This window comes from Wolbachia endosymbiont (group A) of Cephus spinipes (assembly GCF_964026895.1).
GTDB lineage: Bacteria > Pseudomonadota > Alphaproteobacteria > Rickettsiales > Anaplasmataceae > Wolbachia > Wolbachia pipientis.
On the sequence record NZ_OZ034713.1, the window covers coordinates 325139 to 347340 of the forward strand.

25 protein-coding genes, 2 tRNA genes and 3 pseudogenes are annotated in these 22202 nt (G+C 35.5%); 17 read left to right on the top strand and 13 right to left on the bottom strand.

Annotated elements, in window-relative coordinates; genetic code table 11:
- Nucleotides 1-80: 80 nt before the first annotated feature.
- The 4 genes and pseudogenes from AAGD59_RS01535 to AAGD59_RS01550 all read right to left on the bottom strand — a co-directional run bounded on the left by AAGD59_RS01535 (nt 81) and on the right by AAGD59_RS01550 (nt 2782).
- Nucleotides 81-158, bottom strand: a tRNA-Arg gene (locus AAGD59_RS01535).
- A gap of 66 nt (nt 159-224) precedes the next feature.
- Nucleotides 225-1148: a hypothetical protein gene (locus AAGD59_RS01540; protein ID WP_015588779.1), complete on the bottom strand. Its 924-nt coding sequence runs from the start codon at nt 1146-1148 to the stop codon at nt 225-227.
- Between the two features lie 214 nt (nt 1149-1362).
- Nucleotides 1363-1635, bottom strand: a pseudogene (locus tag AAGD59_RS01545) (hypothetical protein); the annotation flags it as partial.
- Nucleotides 1636-1834: 199 nt separating this feature from the next.
- Nucleotides 1835-2782 carry an IS110 family transposase gene (locus AAGD59_RS01550; RefSeq protein WP_015588780.1) on the bottom strand — a complete coding sequence of 316 codons (948 nt, stop codon included), beginning with the start codon at nt 2780-2782 and terminating at the stop codon, nt 1835-1837.
- Between the two features lie 219 nt (nt 2783-3001).
- Between AAGD59_RS01550 and AAGD59_RS01555 the strand changes: the two are divergent.
- A pseudogene (locus AAGD59_RS01555) lies at nt 3002-3406 on the top strand (IS4 family transposase); the annotation flags it as partial.
- Nucleotides 3407-3413: 7 nt separating this feature from the next.
- On the opposite strand, the pseudogene AAGD59_RS01560 reads toward AAGD59_RS01555, so the two are convergent.
- Nucleotides 3414-3999: pseudogene (locus AAGD59_RS01560) on the bottom strand (DUF6444 domain-containing protein); the annotation flags it as partial.
- Between the two features lie 430 nt (nt 4000-4429).
- Here AAGD59_RS01560 and AAGD59_RS01565 point away from each other — a divergent pair.
- The 8 genes from AAGD59_RS01565 to AAGD59_RS01600 all read left to right on the top strand — a co-directional run bounded on the left by AAGD59_RS01565 (nt 4430) and on the right by AAGD59_RS01600 (nt 12741).
- On the top strand, nt 4430-5062 hold the full coding sequence (locus AAGD59_RS01565) for a protocatechuate 3,4-dioxygenase (RefSeq protein ID WP_197907334.1): 633 nt from the start codon (nt 4430-4432) through the stop codon (nt 5060-5062).
- Between the two features lie 96 nt (nt 5063-5158).
- Nucleotides 5159-6661, top strand: a complete 1503-nt coding sequence (locus AAGD59_RS01570; RefSeq protein WP_010962337.1) for a leucyl aminopeptidase — start codon at nt 5159-5161, stop codon at nt 6659-6661.
- Between the two features lie 371 nt (nt 6662-7032).
- Complete coding sequence (locus AAGD59_RS01575; protein ID WP_141456806.1) at nt 7033-8220, top strand: MFS transporter; 1188 nt, start codon at nt 7033-7035, stop codon at nt 8218-8220.
- A 60-nt stretch (nt 8221-8280) separates the two neighbouring features.
- Entirely contained in the window at nt 8281-8586 is a 306-nt protein-coding gene (locus tag AAGD59_RS01580) for an integration host factor subunit alpha (RefSeq protein WP_006279881.1), read from the top strand.
- Entirely contained in the window at nt 8586-8912 is a 327-nt protein-coding gene (locus AAGD59_RS01585) for a MerR family transcriptional regulator (protein ID WP_006279880.1), read from the top strand. The genes AAGD59_RS01580 and AAGD59_RS01585 overlap by 1 nt, the downstream gene beginning before the upstream one ends.
- A 45-nt stretch (nt 8913-8957) precedes the next feature.
- Nucleotides 8958-9554 carry a murein hydrolase activator EnvC family protein gene (locus AAGD59_RS01590; protein WP_006279879.1) on the top strand — a complete coding sequence of 199 codons (597 nt, stop codon included), beginning with the start codon at nt 8958-8960 and terminating at the stop codon, nt 9552-9554.
- Nucleotides 9555-9566: 12 nt separating this feature from the next.
- A complete protein-coding gene (leuS, locus tag AAGD59_RS01595) occupies nt 9567-12017 on the top strand; it encodes a leucine--tRNA ligase (protein ID WP_265027926.1) in 2451 nt (816 codons plus the stop codon).
- Nucleotides 12018-12135: 118 nt separating this feature from the next.
- Entirely contained in the window at nt 12136-12741 is a 606-nt protein-coding gene (locus AAGD59_RS01600) for an OmpA-like protein (RefSeq protein ID WP_015588785.1), read from the top strand.
- Nucleotides 12742-13259: 518 nt separating this feature from the next.
- Here the strand turns inward: AAGD59_RS01600 and AAGD59_RS01605 are convergent.
- The 4 genes from AAGD59_RS01605 to AAGD59_RS01615 are packed head-to-tail and all read right to left on the bottom strand — an operon-like array spanning nt 13260 to nt 14303.
- Nucleotides 13260-13424, bottom strand: a complete 165-nt coding sequence (locus tag AAGD59_RS01605; protein WP_010082072.1) for an IS3 family transposase — start codon at nt 13422-13424, stop codon at nt 13260-13262.
- Nucleotides 13417-13578 carry a DDE-type integrase/transposase/recombinase gene (locus tag AAGD59_RS06895; protein WP_010082071.1) on the bottom strand — a complete coding sequence of 54 codons (162 nt, stop codon included), beginning with the start codon at nt 13576-13578 and terminating at the stop codon, nt 13417-13419. The genes AAGD59_RS01605 and AAGD59_RS06895 overlap by 8 nt, the downstream gene beginning before the upstream one ends.
- 3 nt (nt 13579-13581) lie before the next feature.
- Nucleotides 13582-14016 (bottom strand): IS3 family transposase, encoded by a 435-nt coding sequence (locus tag AAGD59_RS01610; RefSeq protein WP_141456787.1) that lies wholly within the window; start codon nt 14014-14016, stop codon nt 13582-13584.
- Nucleotides 14001-14303, bottom strand: coding sequence for a transposase (locus AAGD59_RS01615; RefSeq protein ID WP_081600753.1), 303 nt, complete (start codon nt 14301-14303; stop codon nt 14001-14003). Before AAGD59_RS01615 ends, AAGD59_RS01610 begins: the two co-directional genes overlap by 16 nt.
- Nucleotides 14304-14439: 136 nt before the next feature.
- On the opposite strand from AAGD59_RS01615, the gene AAGD59_RS01620 reads away from it, so the two are divergent.
- Nucleotides 14440-15147 (top strand): pyridoxine 5'-phosphate synthase, encoded by a 708-nt coding sequence (locus tag AAGD59_RS01620; protein WP_141456804.1) that lies wholly within the window; start codon nt 14440-14442, stop codon nt 15145-15147.
- Here the strand turns inward: AAGD59_RS01620 and AAGD59_RS01625 are convergent.
- The 3 genes from AAGD59_RS01625 to rplM form a co-directional block, all read right to left on the bottom strand.
- Entirely contained in the window at nt 15140-15451 is a 312-nt protein-coding gene (locus tag AAGD59_RS01625; RefSeq protein ID WP_006279876.1) for an HU family DNA-binding protein, read from the bottom strand. The genes AAGD59_RS01620 and AAGD59_RS01625 overlap by 8 nt on opposite strands.
- A gap of 146 nt (nt 15452-15597) precedes the next feature.
- Nucleotides 15598-16053 (bottom strand): 30S ribosomal protein S9, encoded by a 456-nt coding sequence (gene rpsI, locus AAGD59_RS01630; RefSeq protein ID WP_007548415.1) that lies wholly within the window; start codon nt 16051-16053, stop codon nt 15598-15600.
- A gap of 10 nt (nt 16054-16063) precedes the next feature.
- The gene (gene rplM / locus AAGD59_RS01635; RefSeq protein ID WP_010082596.1) at nt 16064-16522 is read right to left on the bottom strand and encodes a 50S ribosomal protein L13; all 459 of its coding nucleotides are present in this window, start codon (nt 16520-16522) and stop codon (nt 16064-16066) included.
- 129 nt (nt 16523-16651) lie between these two features.
- Here rplM and AAGD59_RS01640 point away from each other — a divergent pair, with 129 nt between their 5' ends.
- The 3 genes from AAGD59_RS01640 (at nt 16652) to AAGD59_RS01650 (ending at nt 19125) form a co-directional block, all read left to right on the top strand.
- Complete coding sequence (locus AAGD59_RS01640) at nt 16652-17875, top strand: TolC family protein (RefSeq protein WP_006279873.1); 1224 nt, start codon at nt 16652-16654, stop codon at nt 17873-17875.
- Nucleotides 17876-17894: 19 nt separating this feature from the next.
- Nucleotides 17895-18470, top strand: a complete 576-nt coding sequence (locus AAGD59_RS01645) for a PopZ family protein (RefSeq protein ID WP_010082598.1) — start codon at nt 17895-17897, stop codon at nt 18468-18470.
- Between the two features lie 76 nt (nt 18471-18546).
- On the top strand, nt 18547-19125 hold the full coding sequence (locus tag AAGD59_RS01650; RefSeq protein WP_015588787.1) for an RlmE family RNA methyltransferase: 579 nt from the start codon (nt 18547-18549) through the stop codon (nt 19123-19125).
- A gap of 584 nt (nt 19126-19709) precedes the next feature.
- Here the strand turns inward: AAGD59_RS01650 and AAGD59_RS01655 are convergent.
- Complete coding sequence (locus tag AAGD59_RS01655; RefSeq protein WP_242049588.1) at nt 19710-20030, bottom strand: toluene-4-monooxygenase system B family protein; 321 nt, start codon at nt 20028-20030, stop codon at nt 19710-19712.
- A gap of 156 nt (nt 20031-20186) precedes the next feature.
- Here AAGD59_RS01655 and rplU point away from each other — a divergent pair, with 156 nt between their 5' ends.
- The 4 genes from rplU (at nt 20187) to metK (ending at nt 22085) form a co-directional block, all read left to right on the top strand.
- A complete protein-coding gene (rplU, locus tag AAGD59_RS01660) occupies nt 20187-20489 on the top strand; it encodes a 50S ribosomal protein L21 (RefSeq protein WP_015588788.1) in 303 nt (100 codons plus the stop codon).
- A gap of 10 nt (nt 20490-20499) precedes the next feature.
- Nucleotides 20500-20769 (top strand): 50S ribosomal protein L27, encoded by a 270-nt coding sequence (gene rpmA, locus AAGD59_RS01665; RefSeq protein WP_006279564.1) that lies wholly within the window; start codon nt 20500-20502, stop codon nt 20767-20769.
- 9 nt (nt 20770-20778) lie between these two features.
- Nucleotides 20779-20855 (top strand) — tRNA-Ile (locus tag AAGD59_RS01670).
- A gap of 57 nt (nt 20856-20912) precedes the next feature.
- Entirely contained in the window at nt 20913-22085 is a 1173-nt protein-coding gene (gene metK / locus AAGD59_RS01675) for a methionine adenosyltransferase (protein WP_174516991.1), read from the top strand.
- The last annotated feature ends 117 nt before the right edge of the window (nt 22086-22202 follow it).

The following is a 22202-nucleotide window of genomic DNA, read 5'->3' on the forward strand; positions in this document are numbered from 1 at the left end:
ATAATAGTTTAGTGTTTAACCTTTAAAGATAGGTATTACATATATTAATTTCAAGTGTGACTTCTGTTTCCTATAAAATGTGGTGCACCCTGAGCGACTTGAACGCCCGACCTTTTGATCCGTAGTCAAATGCTCTAATCCAACTGAGCTAAGGGTGCTTTCACAAAGTTAACTTTAGCAGGTTTTGTAGCTTGATTCAATTAATTTGGCTAAAAATAAAACTGTTAATTTTTATCACGCGTGAACCCCTTACAATTCCCAAACTTCTGTTGCAAATAAGGATTATCAAATGCATTTTGAGGAGGAGCAGTTGGAGTAGTATTAGGATCTTGAGAAAAGTAAGGAGGTGGTGCATCATAACGAGAAGAATCTCCATAACCATGCCCTTGTTTAAGATAGCTATCTACCGCTCTTTCAGCTTTCTCGATATTTTCTGATTCTTCCTCATGCTTCATATGAAAAGCTAAACCACCAGTAAAACACACAAGAGAATTAACGCCAAGGATAACTAAACCCCACACTGGTAAGACTGGGTAAACAGCACAAGCTACCAAAGCTGCCAAAGAAACAGCGCCAACCGCAAATTCTATATTTCTGAACGTTTTAAATTTACTATCCAGGTAATCTATTTTTTCTTCTTTTCTAGCCACTTTTCTGCTGCTGTTATACCAAAAACACATACCAGCATGGAAAGCAACACACACAACTGCAGCTACCATACCTAAAGCTAATAACTTTCTATTGTCTTCTGAGTCTTTTTTCTTATCTTCTCTGCTTTGATGGCTACCACTACTGAAACCAGGGTTATTTATAACTGTAGTATGACCACCAAACAGGCTGCGAAGTAGTAAATAATCCCAAAAATCTAAACCTCTATCATTGTATACATGTATATGTGTAGTCTGAGAGCCTGTAGGTTGTGCGTTATTCCCTGCGTTATATTGATCATTTCTGCTTCCTGTATCGTGCCTATTGCTTGAATTTGGATGTGTAAATTCTTCATACACATTTTTAAAATTCTCCTTGCTCCAAGTTAAATTCGGTGTATTATTACAATACTGTAGAAACCCTTCAATATTATTATTATTACCTAATTTCTTTATATAGGCTAACGCATACCTTTTTAAAACACTATCACTTGCTACCATAAATACCCTCTTAAGTTAAGATTAAATTAATAAATATTTATTATAACAAGATAACATCTACTTGTCAACTTGAGCCTGATTCAAGTATCCGTTCAGAGTGTGGCAGAAGAACTTATTCAAATAAAGTAGGTGGTAAAATATAAACATTTTATAAAGTGAAAAATGGACTTTTCAGACCACTGCCGAGCTAAAAAAGCCCTGAAAAACGTGATACTTAGGCTACTTCTTGCTTAAGCTGTACAATTTCAGCTTGAGAAAGGCCAGTGGATTCAGCTATTAAATTAACAGATACACCAGCTTTAAGTAAATTTTTTGCAACTTCGATTTTTCCTTTCTCTATACCTTCCTCAAGTTTGTATTCAAGAATGGCTTCTTCTTTCCGCAGATCCATTATTCTTTCTTCATATGCTACTAAATCTTTCTCATTCCAGCAAAACTTGTCTAACTCATCGTAGGCTAACTTTATTATTGGTGCTTTTTCTGCTATCAACTATGTTTTTTAAAAATTTTTTTATTTGTGTAATTTTGCAAATTATATGGGCAATAAAAACCCGTTTGTCATAGAAATAGAATTTTATATCAAACAGCTACCACAGCAATTTCTGCTTAAGCTAATGAATATGTGCTTTAAGTCTGTGTGGACGCACATATTCATTAGCCAATTTTAGTTACCGTTGTGAAGATTTTTAAGTATGCAAATTAATTGCTTCTTTAAGTCTTGTATTAGCAATTACTATAATTTTACGCATTAGGGCTGTTATAGCCACCATCTTCTTCTTACCACTTTCAACAAGCTTAGAATAAAAGGCGCCAAGTATAGATTTTGACCTTGTAGCAGCCATAGCGGCTGTAAAGAGCTTTGAACGAACGTTACTTCTACCACCTGTAATCCTTCGGTAACCAACAGCTTTACCACTTTCTTTTGGATGCGGTGCAACTCCGGCAAGACTTGCTACTTCTTTTCTGTTTAAGTAACCAAGCTCTGGCATTAAACACAAAAAATCTTGTGATAACTTTTTACCTATTCCAGGAACTGTTTTAAGAATTTTTTGGCGTTGTTGTAATTCGCGGCTTTCATCAATAATCTTTTGTATAGTATCATTGAGTTCGTTTATTTGACTATCGAAAAACTCAATGGTCTTTTGACAGCTTTCTTTTATATGATCATTTTCCGGTGCTTCAAGTCTGCATTTTTCTTGAGTTCTCATTTGCGTAATATCATCACGACGTTGACAAAGTGCAGCCAAAGTTGATTGTTCTGTAGAGGTAGGTACAAATAGAGAGATAGTTCTATGGCGTTCAAATCCATATTGAGCAAGAGCTCTTGCATCTGATCTATCAGACTTTGCTAAAGCTCCGTGAGATAAAATAAAGCTTTTTACTTTACGAGTATTAGCTCGATGCACGGCAATATTTTTGTCGGTAAGAAAATGTGATAAGCCAAGCTCATATTTCCCTGTATTTTCTAAAGTCACTAAAGCATTAGGTAGAATATCTGAAAACTCTTGAAATAATTGTTGCCAACCAGAAGCATTATTATCAAATTCGACAGCATTCTTCTGTTTGTGAATTGCAACGACATTTTTAAATTTTCCGATGTCAATGCCAATAAAATTTTGATAAGATGTAACCATAATAAACCTCGATAGTTTTAGTTAATTTAAGATTGTAAACGGGTGCATATATATGTCCCAAGCAACTATTCAAACGTATCGAGAGATAGGGCTAGCGTACCTTGATACCAACGGTTGTAATACCAATTTCCTTTCGGTCGCGCACGCCCGCTATTCCTAGTGAGCAGGGTTATCTTTCTCTCTTATCTCTTTTATATCACGTTTTTAACTTACAATTTCCTTAGATGGAAAATAGAGATATTACATAAAATTTTAAATCCGGTCTCAAAGTTGAGGAATGTAGACTTGGAACAGCAGAAAGATTAATGAGGTATTTAACAGTCATGAGCATTATTGCTTGGAGAATTTTCTTTATTACATCAATTGCAAGAACTAACCCAACATTACCATGTACTGCCTTATTAGCTGAGGAAGAATGGAAAGTTTTATATGTTAAAATACACAGGAAACCATGTCCAAATATAGCCCCTACTATAAAAGAAGCCGTTTCGTGAACTTGGAGGTCATTTAGCAAGAAAAAGCGACCCAAAACCAGGACCAATTACTCTTTGGAAAGGGTGGAGACGTCTCTTTGATCTAGCAGAAGGATGGCGACTTGCTCACGAACCTCATATTTGTGGGTAATAGTAAGATTTGATATGCTGCCAACACTTATGTTCAAATTAAAAATGTCATTTATGATACTAGCCACTTCACGCTTTGAGTTTTTGTAAAATCCGCTGAGTGCTGCAATTATAGACTTAACCCTTGGACCAAATGTATCTGGCGTAACACCTTCTGGTAACTTGCTACTTTTTCTTTTTCTGCATCTCCAACAACGACCATGTTCCAATTACTACATAAGGCCTAATTTCCGGAAGATCAACTTTTTGGTGAACATAAGGTTTTTCGCATATTACAAGCTCTCCTCCGCATTCGCAAATATTAGGCAACTCTATTTTTACTACTTTATCCGCTTCCATTGTGGCATGAAAATTTCCTTTATACCCAACCTGATCGCCAACATTCCTTTCGCTTTTTGGCTTGTCCTTTTTTGTTTTGTACAATTCTTTAGAGCTCGGTAGAGATGAATTTTTCGAGTTTAAACCAAGCCTTTCCTTTAATTCAGCGTTCTCTATCTTTAAAGCTTTATTTTCTGCTTTTAAGTTTTCTATCTCTGCTTCCAGTTTTTCTATTTTTTGCTGTAAATTTTTGCAAAGTTCTAAAAGGTTTACCACATTACCTCACTTTTGCTCTATGATTATCTTTTTAGATCACTTTGTCTACCTTATTCTACCACTCCGCTGAACGGATACAATTTACTAAACAGAAAAAAAGGCAAAAGAAACCCCGTGTTAGCTAGTTGTCACTCTCTAATCCTGCAAATTGGCGTACTATACTGTCTTGAACGACTTATAAGCGCGTTTCAGCTTGTGTAGGTAAAAACCTAGAAATATTGTGAAGACATAAGGTGCACATAGTGCAAAAAATTAAAAATAAGACGCCAACTACGTTGTTTTCTTGCTGTTTAATCTGCACAGATGAAGATAACTGAATACCTTCAGTTTTATGATAAGAGGGCTGGCGGAGTTTGTAAAGTAATTTTTTCGTTTCTATTCCCAATAAAAGTTTGTTATATGGTTATGCAAGAAGTCTATTATAAATGAAATGAATGTGAAAAATATCTTATTAGCGTTTTTAGTACAAATGGTATTCAGTTTGCCGCTATTTGCAGCTGATCCTGTTTTGCTCAACTGCATTGAAACTCCAGAAATATATGACCTTGATGCAAGGCCAAAAAATTTTAACTCTTCAAACAATTTAAGAAGAAAACCTGGTTCTCCAAATAGTGCAATAGGGGAATTAATACACATAGTGGGTAGAATTACTGATATAAACTGCTTACCAATACAAAATGCTGTAGTTTCTATATGGCACGCGAATTCACGCGGCGTGAACCATTACGATAAGAATATAGAGGATGATCTGAATTTTGCTGGATCAGGAAGGTTTGTAGTGAATAATCTTGGCTATTATAATTTTATTACGATAGCACCTGGTAAAATTGGTGATAGAGCTCCACATATCAACTTTCTAGTTCAACATCCGGATTTTCCAGAATTCACAACGCAAATGTTTTTTGCTGACCATAATTGCGCTGATCCTGTTCTTGAAGATTTTGTTAGTAATGGGCTTGCAAGCCTTCTCATAACACCATTTACTTACAGTGATCAGGTCATAAAAACCTATACGTTTAACATTACCTTGGGCGGATATAATAAGTTCTCTAATAAAAGATAAAAAACCTTGCATGTAAGGGAGTCCATAGTAAACTTAAGTGTTATTGTACTTAGGATGTATATGAAAAATATCTTACTGATGTTTTTGCTATGTTTTATGTACAGTTTACAATTATTTGCAACGGAGATACCAGCAATGAAAATAACAATTTCTAAAATTTCGCCCGATTTTAAAACAATAGTAATGGGTTTATTTGAAGACAACGAAACCGTAAATGATGGCGGAGTTTTGCAAGGAAAACAGGTCATAGATAATATAAAGCAATTTAGCGATTTCAATGGAAGTTTTGGTGAATTTTTCTCTACTGCTTTGCCAGAAGAAAAAAATGTTATAGTTGTTGGACTGGGTAAGAAGGATGAATGGAATGAAAATAAAGAATTAAATATTGGTGGTAAAATATATTGTGAGCTAAGCAGATTAAAAATTAAAAAAGCAGCGGTTTTAATCGAAGGTAGTGCAGCAAATGTTGCATATGGTGCGTTTCTGCGTAGTTTTAAGTTTGATAAGTATAAAACTAAAAAGGATGAGAAAATTACAGAGGTAGAGGAGATTACCGTATTAGTAAAAGATGAACAATTAAGTAATGCTGAAAGATCATTTGAGCACTTAAGGCAAGAAGGTGAGAGTATATTTCTTGCGCGCTCTTTTATAACAGAGCCTCCTAACATTCTATATCCAGAATCCTATGCTGATCATATAAAAAAAGAACTTACTAAGCTTGGCCTTGAAATCGAGGTGCTTGATAAAAAGCAGATGGAAGAGAAAAAAATGGGAGCCTTGCTTGGAGTTGCACAAGGAAGTAGTAAAGAACCAAAATTAGTAGTGATAAAATGGAATGGAGCTTCTAAAGAACAAAAGCCTATAGCTTTTGTTGGTAAAGGTATAACGTTTGACACTGGTGGAGTATCACTCAAACCTTCACGTGGTATGGAGTCGATGAAATATGACATGGCAGGCTCTGCTACTGTGGTTGGGGTGATGCATGCTTTAGCAGGACGAAAAGCAAAAGTAAATGCAATTGGCGTGGTCGCACTTGCAGAAAATGCAGTGGGTGGTAATGCTCAAAGACCAAGTGATGTAGTAACTTCAATGTCTGGACAAACAATAGAAGTGTTGAACACCGATGCAGAAGGAAGGCTCATACTTGCAGATGCTTTATGGTATACGCAAGATAGATTCTCACCAAAATTTATGATTGATCTTGCAACTTTAACTGGTGCTATAGTGGTTGCACTTGGAAATAACGAATATGCTGGTCTTTTTTCAAATAATGATGAATTAGCAAACCGTCTGATTGATGCAGGAAATGAAGTAAATGAGAAGTTATGGCGTTTTCCTATGAATGAAACTTATGACAAAATTATTGATTCACCGATTGCTGATGTTCAAAACATCGCTCCTGCAGGCTCTGGTGGAGATAGCATAATGGCTGCACAGTTTTTACAGCGTTTTGTGAATGAAACTTGCTGGGCACATTTAGATATCGCAGGCACTGCTTGGCACGAGAAAGGTACTGACATTTGTCCAAGAGGAGCAGTAGGTTTTGGTGTAAGGTTACTTAATAAGTTGGTTGAGAAGTACTACGAAGCCAATGATTAAAGGTCTTTATACTGGATTTATGGCTTAGCTACATGAACGTTTATTTTCGAGGCGCAGCAAATGAAAGTAGCTGATACATATTTCTTTTTTTCTGGATTCCAGTGTCAGCTACTTTCATGACACCCTGACAACCGTCATCCCGCTACTTGTTAGCGGCTGAGATACCGCGAATGAATCGCGGTATGACGGTTCGTGGCGGTGTGACGATAAGCTCGTCATCCCGCTGCTTGTTAGCGGGATCTAGAGATACCGCGGCGGCATGACGTAGGGAAACCGTTTTTTGGGTTAGCTATAACAGTAGTCAGGAAACAATAGCTTAAAAAGAGACTTAGTGTTAAATTTCTAATAGATTACTTATAAAAATAAATCTTATGGAAAGCAGAGCTAAGGCTTGGTTCATTTGGCTGATTAGTAACTTGGTTGTTATATTCAGCAACATGCAGATAATTTATACCTTTATAAGTGTAAATCTCGAAAAGGAACTTGGACTTACAATCGCGCAAGTTGCACTGGCTAATTCAGCATATACTTGGACTTTCGCCATCTTACAATTTTTTAGTGGAGCAACGTTTAATGTTTTTTCCAGTAAAAAAATTTATTTTTTCTCGTTATCAACTATGATCTTGGGGTTTTTTGTCCTTATTAATAGTGACAATTTCTCCCATTTGATTTTGTCTCAAGTGTTGATTGCAACTGGAGCATCATTTGGTTTTATTGGTGCTGCTCACACAAGTAGCATATGTTTTTCCGCTGCCCAATTTGGACTAATGTTTTCACTAGTGCAGACAATTTCAAGCCTTTCTGCTTTGGTAATTCAAATACTGTTCTCTAACTTGCTTGCCGAAGATGCATATTGGAAAAATCTGATTGTATGCATAATACTATTTGGTGTGTTGATATTTGTACTTACGCTTTTTTGTCCAAACACACTTCCAGAAAGCAGCTCAGAAAAGCGCACAATAAAAAGCTCTATGAAGACAGTAATGTGCTCTATATTAACAGTGCTAAAATTAAGAGATATCTGGATAACTTCAGTGGTGGGTGCTATTACTTTTGGAACATTTTTAGCACTTAATACCTTGTGGGCTCCAAGGTTACTGGGCAACTCAGAACTCAATGCAATGGAGTCAGGTATAGCAACTGCAATACTATGGCTTGGTCTTGCAGTTGGTGCTCCAATTGCAGATCGAATCTCAAACTTATTTAAAAATAGGAAACATGTAATTTCTGCTTTTGCTTTATTGCAAGGCGTCTCAATTATTATTTTACTATACAGCCATTTAACAGTCCACGTTGTGTACTTTTGTATGTTAATGTTCGGGTTTTTTGCGGGAGGACATATGCTTAATTTTACTGTCGGCAGCGAGATTGTGAAACGAAAATACATCAGCACATCATCATCCATTATCAATGGATTTATGTTTATTGGCAGTGGAGTTATAGTGTCAATGTTAGCACTTTTTACAGATCATAAAATGGCACTTTTTGCAATATTTGCGATATTGATAGTTGCCGGTATTTTAAATTATGCAACAAAAGAGACATACTCTAAAAAATAAAGTAGCTGAATCTCGAGTCGATTGCTATATTATATTTACGTATTGTAATATTTATCAATAATGGATCACGTTACAACAAAAGACACAACAGTAACTAAGGCAACGATAGCTGGAGATATAAACCAAGAAATAGGATTATCAAAGGAAGACTCTGTTTCGATAATAGATGATATATTGGACGAAATAAAGACAAGCTTGGTAAAGGATGGAATAGTAAAAATATCGTCATTTGGAACATTCTTGGTTAAGAAAAAGAAGGAAAGACCAGGAAATATACCAAATACATCGGAGAAAGTGATGATTCAGGCAAGAAATTCAGTTTCTTTTAGGCCTTCAAAAATTATAAAAAAATCAATCAATAATTAATGAACAAGGAAAAATTATTTTATACGATTGGGGAAGTAGCTGAAGAGCTACATTTGGAACAGCATGTTTTGAGATTTTGGGAAGGTCAATTTCATCAAATTAAGCCTACAAAGCGTAAAGGAAGAAGGCTATATGATCGCAAGTGTATAGAGGCCATAAAGAAAGTAAAATACATGCTATATGATAAAGGATATACAATAAAAGGAGTGCAAAAAGAATTTGGTAATGATATAAAAGTCACAAAGAATTTGTTGCAAGAACTCACCGATTTGAGGGACTATTTAACTAGTAAAATAAATAACGAGGAAAGTAACAAGCAGGCGTGAAACACTACGTCTCGCTAAAATTTTGGAGTTTTGTGAGAGTTTAAAATGTGGCATATAGCCTCATTTCTTATGTTATTAGCAATATTAATAGGCTGTGGCCTGCAAAAACCTGCACCTGTGCTGCTTAAAGGCGAAGAATTTTACGGAAAAAGAGATCTGGAATATACAAGAGAGTACCATTTAATTAGGGAGCCTTCAGTGCAAAAAGAAAGTAGAAAAGCCATCATAAATAGGATATACAAAGATAACAATAATACACAAAATGTGGGGGTAAATTGTAAATTTGTAATGCCAGTTAAAGGTTCAGCTACCTCTTCTGATGAAATGTGTAAGGATGGCATAAAAATTGCTGCTCAAAATGGAACGAACGTAGTTTCCTCTGCACCAGGCAAAGTGATATATGTAGGCAAAGGGCTGAGATGGTATGGGAATTTAATTATAGTGGAACACAAAGATAATTACATGACTGTGTACTCCTATTTAAAAAACATACATGTTGAAATTGGCGATAAAGTAAAGCAAGGTCAAGTAATTGGATCTGCAGGTAAATCAAGCACACAAGATAAAGATCCACAGATGTGTTTCACAATACGACATAATGGCCAAGCGGTTGATCCTTTGATGCATATGAACTGTAATTGAATTTGGATTTATATGAAATATGATTTTAAAAGTGTTGAAAAATTTTATCAAGATAAATGGGATTTTTCTGTAAGCAAGAGTGGTAAACAAGAAAAGTGTTACGTGTTGGAAATGTTTCCATATCCATCTGGTAAAATTCATATGGGACACTTACGTAACTATGCAATAGGGGATGTGATAGCGCGTTACAAGAGAGCTAATGGATTTGAGGTTTTGCATCCAATTGGCTGGGATGCGTTTGGATTACCAGCTGAGAATGCAGCAAGGGATAACAATATTAGCCCCGAAACATGGACAAAAGAGAATATAGATAATATGCGTACACAGTTGAAATCTATAGGTCTTTCTTATAATTGGGAGCGTGAACTCTCCACATGTGAGCCTGATTATTACAAACACGAACAAAAATTTTTCCTGGATTTTTTAAAGCATGGGCTTGCCTATCGAAAAGAATCATGGGTTAACTGGGATCCAGTGGACCAAACAGTGCTTGCAAATGAACAGGTGGTTGATGGAAAAGGATGGCGGTCAGGCGCCGTTGTTGAAAAACGTAAGTTATCCCAGTGGTTTTTAAAGATTACTGATTTCGCTAAAGATTTACTCAAGTGTCTGCAAAGTTTGAAAAATTGGCCAGAAAAAGTCAAAACAATGCAGGAGCGTTGGATAGGAAAATCTGAAGGGGTAACTATAGATTTTGAAATAGTTGGCTTAAATAAGAAATTAAAGATTTTTACAACTTCTCCTCATACTTGGTTTGGAGCTTCTTTTTTTGCGGTAGCAGCAGAACACCCTATTGTGCAGGATCTTAAGGACAAAGAAATACGAGACTTTATCGATGGCATGAAAGCAAAGGAGGAAAATGACGAAAAAATAGGAGTTTACACCGGATTAAACGTCAAGCATCCATTTCTTGATAAGGAATTGCCGCTTTACATAGCGAATTTTGTGTTGATGGAATATGGGGAAGGCGCGATTTTTGGGTGCCCTGCACATGATCAGCGTGATTTTGAATTTGCACAGAAATACGATTTGCCGGTTATTCCTGTTATTTGTGAAAAGGGTGCACAAGCCATAGTGACTCTAGAAGAAGCCTACACTGGCGGCGAAATAATGTGCAACTCTGAATTCTTAAATGGATTGACGGTTAGTGAAGCAAAGGAAGTAATCATTAAAAAGCTCAAAGAAAAAGGGATAGGTGAGAAAACAACAAACTATCGTTTACATGATTGGGGAATTTCGAGACAACGTTATTGGGGATGCCCTATACCTATCATATATTGCAGAGACTGCGGAACTGTTCCAGTACCAGAAAAAGACCTTCCTGTAGTTCTACCAACAGATGTGGAATTTACAAGTGGTGGTAATCCGCTTGATAAACACCCAACTTGGAAGTTCGTTGATTGCCCAAAATGTGGAAAGCAAGCAGAGCGTGAAACTGATACATTCGACACCTTTTTTGAGTCTTCCTGGTATTTTGCTGCATTCTGTAGTGAAGATAAATCAATAGACAAAGATGCATGTAATCGTTTTATGCCTGTTGATTATTATATAGGTGGGATAGAGCATGCAATTCTGCATTTGCTTTACTCACGATTTTTCTGCCGTGCTTTAACCAAATGTGGCTATTTTGATATTAAAGAGCCTTTCTCTACTTTAATCACTCAAGGAATGGTCTGCCATGCAACTTATAAAGACGAAAATGGTAAGTGGCTATTTCCCGCAGAAGCAAAAGAGTTGATTGCACAAGGAGCTAAGGTTCAAGTTGGAAAAGTCGAGAAAATGAGCAAATCGAAAAAGAACACAGTTGATCCAAATTTTATCATAGAAAAGTATGGTGCTGATACTGCCCGCTTGTTTGTGTTGTCTGACACTCCTCCAGAGAAAGATATGGAATGGTCCGATGATGGTGTGGAAGGTTGTTCTCGTTATGTAAATAAATTGTGGCGTATGGTCATGCAGCTTAAGCCTGTGAATATGCACTATGATAACAAAAGTGTTACGGGTGGACTTCTAGAGTACAGAAAAAAAATTCATAAACTCTTACATGGACTTACAGATGACTTGGAAAACTGCAGATTAAACTGTGTAGTGGCAAAATTTCGTGAAATGACGAATTTAATAGCTGAAATAGACGTAGCAGCTGGAAAATCTCTTATTAATGAAGGTATATGCATACTAATCAGAGTAATCGAACCATTTATGCCGCATTTAGCTGAAAGCCTATGGCAAGAAATAGGAGGTCAACCTTGGCCAAAAGCTGATGAATCATTATTAGTTGACGATACGGTAACTATAGCAGTGCAGATCAATGGAAAGTTGCGTGCGACAATCGAAGTGGCAATTAACTTACCTCAAGAAGAATTGAAGAAAATAGCGATAGACTCTGTGTCCAGTAAGATCGATCAAAACAAAGTTCGCACTGTATATGCTGTACCAAATAAGATAGTAAATATAGTTATATAAAAAATCCGTAGCGCATCTTTGACTTCATGGTTATACTCTTTTTAACATGCGATTATATCTTTTTTAATATAAAGGATATATACTTATGCATTATATATTTTTTTGTATGAGGAGTTATATGAAAATGAAAAGATTATGTGCTTTAGCTGTGTTGCTCACTTCATCTCTAGCAGGTACAGCTAATAATAGTGCAAGTAAGTCAGAAGATCAGTATTATGCAGGTTTAAACTTTGGTGCTGGATGGGGTGGTGGCTTAAAAATAAAACCTAGCGTTGTTTTTGGTTATCATCATGACAAAAACTCTAAGTTTGAACTTGAGGTTCTCACTGACATAAGTGATATGTTTGGTAAAGAAGAAAAGAAAATGGGGGCTAGCTTATTAGCAAATTACCGTTATTACCCTAACCTTGATATTGATCCCGTTAAGCTATATGTCAGCGGAGGTTTAGGAGGATACCTACAAGTAATACCTTTTGGCTTTGGTAACAGTGGTACAAGTGAACCTGCAAGCAAAGATATTGAAGCTGCTGGAGAGAAGGCATCTGTAGTAGATAAAATACTGGGTTCTATTTCCTATAAACTAAAGGTCGGTGTTGATTATGAAATTGCTCCACAGATAGTTGGTACAGTTGGTATTACCGCAGGCGGGCAACTAAGTGGCTTTAAACCACCAGTACAAATACCGGACGCGATTCTAGAAGTAGGAATACGTTATAATTTTTAATGCTGCTACTTAGTTCATAAAGGTAGAGGCAATGTTGAGGATGAAATAAACAGCATTAAAAAAATCTGGAAATATATGAGATACTTTTCGAATATGGTTTTGAACGCTGACTATAGATTAGAAAAATAACAAGAAAAAGGGTAAACATACTGTAATTGCTGTTGAATGATGGAGTCCATTATTTTAGCACGAAGTAACGAATTCAGTAGAATAAGTTCTTCAAAAATAATTTAAACTTTTATTAGTAGGAGCAGTCTCATGGAATATTATAGCGATCTCACTAAAAGAAACTTTTATAAGTATCGTTGATGAGAAAGGAAAAATTGTTAAGGAAGAAGTTGTTGCAAGAGAAAGTAAGGCAATAGCTGAATTTTTTCTTGGTCAAGGCAAAAAATATGAATCCATGGGAATAGAAAGTGGACAGTTGTCAATTGACCTTACCCAGAAAAAGTGGAGAGAAAGTGTGGAATGTTTTTTACAAAAAGAATGATGCATCAAATTGTTCTGGAATGCAATAGTTAATAGTGACGTTGTTTGTTATAAAAAATTTCTATGTATTCAAATATTGCAGTTCTAGTTTGTTGAGCAGAGTGTTGTGAAGTATCAATAAGTATTTCTCTTTTCAATGAGCTAAAGAAGCTTTCTGCAACAGAATTGTCGTAACAACAGCCTTTATTACTCATCTATATTCTTTACAGCTAAGAGATATTGATACCCTTGCGCAGTATATTGTGAACCTTGGTCACTGTGCAGCAGTAGATTTTTAACAGGTTTACGCCTATTAATGGCCATTAATAAAGAGTTCATAACCAATTGTTTATTTATTGCACTACTCATTAACTACCATACGTGAGAATTATTGCTGCCAAATATAGCCATCCCTCCTTGGTTTTGATGTAAGTAATCCCATACTTTATTTGGTTGATCAACAATAAAGTTTTGATCTAGTATATTGGGAGCTACAGCTCTATTATCTGTTTGTTGTTTTTTAATTTTAAACTTTCTTCTCAGTATAGCCCTGATGTCATTTTTCTGCATAATACTTTGCACCGTTTTCAAATTGCAACTTTTACCCAAAGCCTTCAATTCAGCATAAATTTTAGGAGCTCCATATCTACATTTAGAAACTTGATATATTTTTTGAATAGCTTCGAGTAGCTCTTTATTTGCTGATTCTCTACTGCTTATTTTTCTTGTAGTCCACTTATAGTAGCCACTAGCAGAAAATCCTACATAATTCCTGTACTTTATAGCAGTTACTATATAAAAAAATATTTTACTCTTTTTGACTGGCCAGGGCTTTTTTTTAAATGTCTCTTTCCCTTGTTACTCTTGCTTTGTAAATCAAACCTCTCTTTGTCGTAAGGAGCCATGTTACCTCTACCTGGAAATGCATCTGCTGCCGACTTTTTTTCGTTGTGTTTCTTTATCCATTTTCCTAATAAACCACCCTTTATTCCTAAATCTCTTGCTATTTTTGTAATTGTTTGACCTGCCTTTCTTTGTTCATTTGCCAGTTTAACAGCTTCCAATTTGAATTCTGCTGTATATTCTCTTACCATTTCTAATCCTCCAAAATTTTATTTTACCCAAAAAAACTCTTTTCTTTCTCTCCACTTTTTCTGGGTAAGGTCAAACAATGACTATGCAAAAAAACTAATAACATGTATAATCTATAAATAATTTCTGAGGTAGATTGTGAAACTAGGTGTTAATATCGATCACGTTGCAACCCTCCGCAACGCACGCGGAACTTCTTATCCAGATCCATTGAAAGCAGCAGAAATAGCCATTGACGCTGGAGCAGACTTTATTACTGTACACTTACGAGAAGATAGAAGGCATATTAGAGATGAAGACGTATTTAACCTAAAAAAAAGCATTAGCACTGAGTTAAATCTTGAAATTGCAGCCACGGAAGAAATGCTTGAAATAGCAAAAAAGGTAAAACCCTATTCGATTAGTATAGTACCAGAAAAAAGAGAAGAATTAACAACCGAAGGTGGCCTGGATATCGTGAATATGCACAGTAAACTTTCTAGTATAATAGAGGAAATGCATAGCTCTAGCATAAAAGTCTCACTGTTTATCGATCCAAATATTGATCAACTAACATATCTTGAAAAGCTAGGGACAAAACCTGACATAATAGAAATTCACACAGGGGATTACTGTGATAATCCATCAGAAAAAAAGTTACAGTTAATTACTAATGCTGCAGAGTACGTCAATAAATTAGGAATAGAATGCCACGCAGGACATGGCATAACTTATAAACACGCTAAGAAGATGACAAGAATACCTCACATCTCAGCTCTTAACATAGGCCACTATTTAATTAGCGAAGCTGTATTTTACGGCTTACACAGCGTAGTAAAAACAATGAAAATGACAATGTCTAACTAACTGCTGCTTTTTCCTTCTCATTTAAAATACTTAAAAGAGTTTGGCTTGCTTTAAATTTTACCCTTGTCTTTTTAGGAACAGTCATGATCTCACCACTTTGGGGGTTACGACATTGTTTTTCCTGACTGATAGCAGTAGAAAATGTTCCTATTCCATGCAAACGTATTTCACCTTTCCCATGCAGCTCATTCTTTATTATTTTAATAAACGCATCATGAATCTTGCTCAAATCAGATTTTGTTATATCTATATTCTGACTAGAACAATCTTCCTTTAATTGTTTTATTATATCTTCTTTACTCATAAATTACCTTAATATTGAAAAAATCACATAAATAGCATATTATGTTGACACCGATAGTCAACTAAATTCATCACAAAAATAGAGGATATCATACATTTTTGCAAATATTTGTATAATACTTACAAAAAAACACCACTATAAAATAACTATCTCTTAGAAAATTGACACTTTTTCCGAGCTTTATGTTGACCATATTTCTTACGTTCAACAACACGTGAATCTCTAGTTAAGAACTCACCATTACGTAATATAGAATGCAAATCTTGGCTTACGCTACTTAAAGCTCTGCTTATTCCATGAGCTAGAGCACCTGCTTGACCAGATAGCCCTCCACCTTTTACAGTTGCAAATACATCATATTTATCTAACATAGAGGTTGCAACAAATGGCATTTTTACTGTTTGGCACACTGACTCTCTTTTAAAATAAGAAATTAGATCGCCTTTTTTGTTAACACTAAATTTTCCACTCCCCGGCTTTATCCATACTCTTGCTACAGATTCTTTTCTTCGGCCTGTAGCATATAAACGACCAAGCGAATCAACTGCTGATTTAATTGTCTTTTCTGACCAATCATTGTTATTTATTGTAGAACTCTTCATTTTTACTCCATTACTTTTTATTTTTACGATTCAAAGAGGCAAAATCTATCTTTTCAGGTTGCTGTCCTTGATGCTTATGCTCTGAACCAGAATAAACATACAAATTTTCAAAGCGTCTACGTGCCATAGGCCCATCATCAAGCATCCTTTTCACTGCCATTTCTATTACACGCTCAGGAAATTTGCCATTTAAAATATTATCTGGAGTAGTTTTCTTCAAACCACCAGAATAACCTGTATGCTTATAGTAAATTTTATCTTTAAGCTTCTTTCCGGTGAAATGCACCTTTTCTGCGTTGATAATAATTACATTATCGCCACAATCCATATGAGGTGTATACTCAGGTTTATGCTTTCCACGTAATAGTGTCGCTACAAATGCTGCAAGCCTCCCTACCACTAATCCTTCTGCATCTATGACAAACCACTTTTTATTGATTTGTTTCTCCTTTAAGAAAAAAGTCTTCATTATTTGATCCAACAATAGTAAGCTATGATATACTTAATTTCTCAATAGTGTCAACAATATTAGTTATTGATTATTAAAGTAATTTATGTTAGTAATTGAGCTGCGCAACCAATATGCATAGGAATTAGAATGTTTCGATTGATTATCACACTTGCGATCATTTTTAATACTATAAGTTGCTATGCAACCGATGTGGGAGAAGTGATAAGCAAAGCCATCAAAAATAGCTCAAAAATAAAGTCTCAATTTTACCAATATAAAAGCGCAGAAAAACACTATAAATCTTCTGGGTTAGCTGGATTTTTACCTGACATTAATTTGCAATACAATTTCGATAGTAACTTTAATCTTGATACATCTGAAAAAAAACTTACATTGCGCCAGAAATTAATCGATGGCGGTGGTACCTTTGCCACATTCAGTCGATCAAGCCATCTTCTCAAAGCAGAAAAGATGCGATTTCAGCAATTAAAACAAGAGCTTGCACTTAATGCTGTGAAAGCATATGTTAATGTTTTACAAAAGACAGAAATATTAAAGCTCAGAGAACATAAAGAACGCGTTTCTTTGGAACATTTGTCAGCTATGAAAAAACGCTTTTCCCTTGGAGAGGTAACCAATGCTGAAGTTTTGTTAGCAAAAGCAAAATTTTCGTCTTCTATATCCGAAAGAGTTGATGCTGAAGGTAAATTAAAGTTGGTAAATATTGCTTATTATCATTTGATTGGCGAAGATGCTGATGACCTTTCTGAAGCTAATGATAAACTACCTTCTGTTCCAGAGCTAAATGAATGTTTACAGTTAGCAAAAACCAATAATTTATCTCTAAAAGCAGCAGTTTATCAAAAAAGAGCAGCCGGAATGGAAGTGATTGCTGAAAGCTCCAAGTGGCTTCCTTCTTTAAATCTAAGTGCAAGCAAAAATTTTGGGGAGGATGGTATGAAGGTAGACAAACTATTAGAAAATGTTCATGTAGTTTTTACTCTTGATGTTCCAATCTTTAAGAGAGGAGTTAATGCTTTTGGTGTCAGTAAAGCTAAAATGGATGCAAAAAAATCTACCTACGATTATTATGAAACGGTAAAAAATATAGAACAAGCAGTTGTAAATGCTTGGAATAATGTGTTGACAGCAAAGGCCATTATCAAAGCAAGTCAAGAAGCGGAAAAAGCAGCAGCTCTAGCATTGGAAGGAGTTGAGCAAGAAGTAAACTTAAATTTAAAGAGTACATCTGACCTTTTGGACACTGAAGATGCATTATTTAAAGCACGTTCAGACTTAGTTGAAGCAAAAAGCAATTATGTGATTAGTGTTTACAACTTGCTTTTTATGATAAATAGTATAGACCTCTAAATTTAATGGTATTAGCACTATGCATGATGAACAAGGCAATCAATCTGTAAAAGATATCCTAGAAGATATAAAAAAAGCTATATCGGGTAAAAACGCGAGTAACGATAAAGCAGAAATAAAGGATGAAAATGATGATGTGCTATACCTTGAGGAAGAGTATCCAGAAGAAATAGAAGAAGATGGCAAAAAAGAAAATAATGAAAAAGAGGACATTGATAATGATGACCAAAGTGAGGAAATGGCTTGCAACAATAACCAATTTAATGGCCATAGCTACAATTCAGAAGAAAAAAAAGATATTTATTTGTACGATAATATCCAAATGAGTAATAACAAAGCGAGTAATAGCGGCTTACAAGCGCAAAATAACGATCATCTAATTTTAAAAGAGAATATGGAAGAGATCAAAGCGTTGCTTGGAAAAATGCAAAACGAATTACAGCATAAACAACAAAAAAAAGCGAACCTTACTGTTGAAGAATTAGTTACATCTCTTTTAAAACCTCAGCTCTCAGAATGGCTGAATAAATATCTACATGCACTGGTAAAAGAAGTAGTTGAAAAAGAGCTTAAAGATATAATCAATAATAAGTAGGGTATTAGCAATAAAAACTAGAGTAAAGACGGCTAGAGGCAGAAAACTATCTTCAACAAGGTGGCTACATCGTCATTTGAATGATCAGTATGTGCAAAAAACTAGCAAGGATGGTTATAGGTCACGCTCAGCATATAAGCTGGTAGAAATGGATAACAAATTTAAATTATTCCAAGAAGGGCAAAAAATTATTGATCTTGGTGCTTCTCCTGGTGGATGGTCACAAGTTGCATCTCAGAAAGGTGCAAATGTGGTTGCTCTTGACATAAAACCAATGAACGCAATTAATGGAGTAGAGTTTATACAATGTGATATTATCAATGAGTTTGAAATTTTAAGAGAAAAATTCAAGGATCAAAAATTTGATGTAATTTTATCTGACATGGCGCCCGAATCTTGTGGTTTAAAATCGTTGGATCATATCAGAATTATGCTTTTATGTGAGGCAGCGCTCAATTTTGCAAAGCATTTCTTGAGCCATGGTGGCACGTTTGTAGTAAAAATTTTCCAAGGAGAATCTGATAAAGATTTTTGTAACGAGCTAAAAAAAATGTTTAAAACAGTAAAATACTTTAAACCAAAGTCAAGTAGATCTGAATCTACAGAAATGTATTTGGTAAGTTTAGGCTTTATTGGCAGCAGACTTTCTATATAATATTAATCCAGGTAGCCCACAGAAACGAAAAAACTTCCTTGACAAACTCCGCCAGCCCCCTTATCATAACAGTGAAGCTATTGTATTTGCTTTCGCCAATCTGCAGATTAAAAGGTAAGGATTACTTAATGTATCGGCGTCTTATATTCAATTTTTTGCAGTATATAGATACTGTATGTCTTTACAAAACTTCATCTACATCTAGATTTTTATCTAAATAAGCTGAACGCGCTTATAAAGCGTTACAAGACATCAAAAAATGCCAATACTCGACAGAGATAGTAAAAGACTAGCTAACTCGGGGATTCTTTGTCTTTTTTTCTGCTTGGTAAATTTCTTAAACATTTGCAGCGTAGGTTAGTTGCAATTAAAAGCAGCTGAATTTCGCTTGTCAAGCGTTTAAAACATAAAAAACGCCAATATTTTAAAGCGGACAATAACCACGGGGCTTCTTTTGCCTTTTTTTTCGCTTGGTAAATTTCTTAATATTTATAGCAACATGAATTGGGCAGGAAGGTGTCATTCCAGTGCTCCTTTTTTTGTCACCCGAGCCCCTATGATGTCATTCCAGTGCCTCTATGATGTCATTCCAGTGCTTGACACTGGGATCCAGTTTTCCATATAATCTCATCGAAAATGTTGTAACCACTTTCTATGCTAGTTTGCTTGCTCACAAGCAAACTTTCCTGGATCCCAGTGTCTGGGCACTGGGATGACAGAAGAAGGAGGCGCTGCCGTCTTGGATGAAAAGGCTGGATTCCAGTGTCAGCTACTTTCATGACATCATCATAAGGTAAACCAGTGTCAGCTACTCGGATGACAGGAGAAGGGGCTACTTGAATGACGGTGTCGGTAAACTTAGAGCTATAATAACTATTTGCCTTTTTTCTGCTTAGGTTATGCAAGAAGTCTACTGTCTGAGAAAAAGTAGATAAAGGGTGAAGAAAGATAGAAGTGTTTAGATAGCTTAAAAAGAACGTTAAGTCATGCTTTTTATTTATATTGACAGCGTATATGACATCGTTTACGATTAAAGTTAATAACAATAATTTATATTTATCATGTTTGCAGTAATTGAGACTGGTGGAAAGCAATATTTAGTAAAAGAAGGTAGTATAATAAAGGTAGAGAAGTTAGAAGCTGAAGAAAAAAAAGAGGTGGAAATCAATAAGGTGATTTGTATTTCAAATAATGGCTTATCTTATTCATCTAATGCTACTGTTAAAGCTGAAGTGTTGCAGCAGTGCAGGGGGGAAAAAATTATAATCTTTAAGAAGAAAAGAAGAAAAAATTACCGTAGGAAAACTGGTCATAGGCAGTATATAACTGTTCTTCGTATAAATGAAATTAGTCTTCAAAAGTAAGAGGTAAGATATGGCAACTAAAAAATCAGGTGGTAGTTCCTGTAATGGTAGAGATTCAGCGGGTCGTAGGTTAGGAATAAAGAAGAATGGGAAGGTTATTCCTGGTAACATAATTGTGCGCCAAAGAGGCACAAAATTCCATCCTGGGAAGAATGTTGGTATAGGTAAAGATCATACGATTTTTGCTAAAATAGAAGGCTGGGTCAGCTTTAGAAGGTCAGCAAATAAAAAGACTTTTATTGATATCGTGCCTACAGATAATATGAAAGCTTCAGCTTGAATAAATCATGGGTCTGTAGCTCAGGTGGTTAGAGCGCACGCCTGATAAGCGTGAGGTCGGAGGTTCAACTCTTCCCAGACCCACCATTTAGTAGTTACTAACTGTGTTTTCTATAGCGGTTTTGATATTGTATAAGCAAAAACATGAGTTTATATAAAAATTTAGTAACCAGTGAATCAGTGGCGGCTGGTCATCCAGATAAAGTAGCAGATCAAATTTCAGATGCAATACTTGATGAGTACCTTTTTACTGATCCTTTTGCGCGAGCTGCAATAGAGACTTTAGTCACCAAAGATAACGTTATTATAGCTGGGGAAGTGTTTGGGCCTAACATCAAAAATAGCAGGATTGAAAGTATTGTACGGAATACAATAAAAGATATTGGTTACAAGCACGATGGGTTCCACTGGAGAAAAGTGAAAGTAAATATATTGCTGCATGAGCAATCAAATGACATTGCAATAGGGGTGGATCAAGGTGCTGGAGATCAGGGCATAATGTATGGCTATGCAACAACAGAGACAGAAAACCTTATGCCGGCACCCATTTTTTATGCACACTCGATTCTGAAAAATATCATGAGCGCAGTTAAAGAAGCAAAACTTGGTCCAGATGCAAAGTCACAAATCACTTTGGCATATGAGAATAACCTCCCGGTACGTGCTGAAAGTATTATTGTCTCGATACAGCACCCTGAGAATTTGGATCAATCAAAAGTAAAAGAAATAATTTACCCTTACATAGTTTCATCTTTACCTGAAGGATGGATGTGTCCTGAGGAAAATCTCTTAGTCAATCCAACTGGTAGATTTGTTATTGGTGGGCCAGTTGGTGATTGTGGATTAACCGGACGAAAAATTATGGTTGATACTTATGGGGGTTATATTCCACACGGTGGAGGGGCATTTTCCGGAAAAGATGCAACTAAAGTTGATAGATCTGCAGCTTATATGGCAAGATACCTTGCTAAAAATATTGTCTTTGCAGGTTTGGCTGAACGTTGTCTTGTGCAGCTTTCTTATGCAATTGGTGTATCAAAACCTACTTCATTCTATATTGATACATTTGGTGCGAATAAGGTAGAGGAAAGAGTAATTAAAAAGTTTATCGAGAATAATATAGATTTATCAACAAAAGGCATAATCAAGCATTTATCGCTTAATTGCCCTATATATAAACGTACAGCCTGTTATGGACATTTTGGTAAACAGTCGGAAAGGGACGGTGGATTTTCTTGGGAAAACATGGACTTATCTGCTGATCTTTGTAGAGAATTCAATATAGAAGGTAATAGTAAAATTTCTTTAGATTGCTAAAATTTTTGATTTACAGCCTCATATTTATATACTAGCTTATTGTTAAAGCATAGCACGCTTTTTCATAATAATTATACCATATTAGTAATAATTTTTATATTCAATTTTTATTGTGAG

Excerpts from the sequence above, each read along its gene's own strand:
- AAGD59_RS01540 (WP_015588779.1), bottom strand. The coding sequence starts at position 1,148 with ATGGTAGCAAGTGATAGTGTTTTAAAAAGGTATGCGTTAGCCTATATA.
- AAGD59_RS01550 (WP_015588780.1), bottom strand. The coding sequence starts at position 2,782 with ATGGTTACATCTTATCAAAATTTTATTGGCATTGACATCGGAAAATTT.
- AAGD59_RS01565 (WP_197907334.1), top strand. The coding sequence starts at position 4,430 with ATGAATGTGAAAAATATCTTATTAGCGTTTTTAGTACAAATGGTATTC.
- AAGD59_RS01570 (WP_010962337.1), top strand. The coding sequence starts at position 5,159 with ATGTACAGTTTACAATTATTTGCAACGGAGATACCAGCAATGAAAATA.
- AAGD59_RS01575 (WP_141456806.1), top strand. The coding sequence starts at position 7,033 with ATGGAAAGCAGAGCTAAGGCTTGGTTCATTTGGCTGATTAGTAACTTG.
- AAGD59_RS01580 (WP_006279881.1), top strand. The coding sequence starts at position 8,281 with ATGGATCACGTTACAACAAAAGACACAACAGTAACTAAGGCAACGATA.
- AAGD59_RS01585 (WP_006279880.1), top strand. The coding sequence starts at position 8,586 with ATGAACAAGGAAAAATTATTTTATACGATTGGGGAAGTAGCTGAAGAG.
- AAGD59_RS01590 (WP_006279879.1), top strand. The coding sequence starts at position 8,958 with ATGTGGCATATAGCCTCATTTCTTATGTTATTAGCAATATTAATAGGC.
- leuS (WP_265027926.1), top strand. The coding sequence starts at position 9,567 with ATGAAATATGATTTTAAAAGTGTTGAAAAATTTTATCAAGATAAATGG.
- AAGD59_RS01600 (WP_015588785.1), top strand. The coding sequence starts at position 12,136 with ATGAAAATGAAAAGATTATGTGCTTTAGCTGTGTTGCTCACTTCATCT.
- AAGD59_RS01605 (WP_010082072.1), bottom strand. The coding sequence starts at position 13,424 with ATGAGTAATAAAGGCTGTTGTTACGACAATTCTGTTGCAGAAAGCTTC.
- AAGD59_RS06895 (WP_010082071.1), bottom strand. The coding sequence starts at position 13,578 with ATGAGTAGTGCAATAAATAAACAATTGGTTATGAACTCTTTATTAATG.
- AAGD59_RS01615 (WP_081600753.1), bottom strand. The coding sequence starts at position 14,303 with ATGGTAAGAGAATATACAGCAGAATTCAAATTGGAAGCTGTTAAACTG.
- AAGD59_RS01625 (WP_006279876.1), bottom strand. The coding sequence starts at position 15,451 with ATGAGTAAAGAAGATATAATAAAACAATTAAAGGAAGATTGTTCTAGT.
- rpsI (WP_007548415.1), bottom strand. The coding sequence starts at position 16,053 with ATGAAGAGTTCTACAATAAATAACAATGATTGGTCAGAAAAGACAATT.
- rplM (WP_010082596.1), bottom strand. The coding sequence starts at position 16,522 with ATGAAGACTTTTTTCTTAAAGGAGAAACAAATCAATAAAAAGTGGTTT.
- AAGD59_RS01640 (WP_006279873.1), top strand. The coding sequence starts at position 16,652 with ATGTTTCGATTGATTATCACACTTGCGATCATTTTTAATACTATAAGT.
- AAGD59_RS01645 (WP_010082598.1), top strand. The coding sequence starts at position 17,895 with ATGCATGATGAACAAGGCAATCAATCTGTAAAAGATATCCTAGAAGAT.
- rplU (WP_015588788.1), top strand. The coding sequence starts at position 20,187 with ATGTTTGCAGTAATTGAGACTGGTGGAAAGCAATATTTAGTAAAAGAA.
- rpmA (WP_006279564.1), top strand. The coding sequence starts at position 20,500 with ATGGCAACTAAAAAATCAGGTGGTAGTTCCTGTAATGGTAGAGATTCA.
- metK (WP_174516991.1), top strand. The coding sequence starts at position 20,913 with ATGAGTTTATATAAAAATTTAGTAACCAGTGAATCAGTGGCGGCTGGT.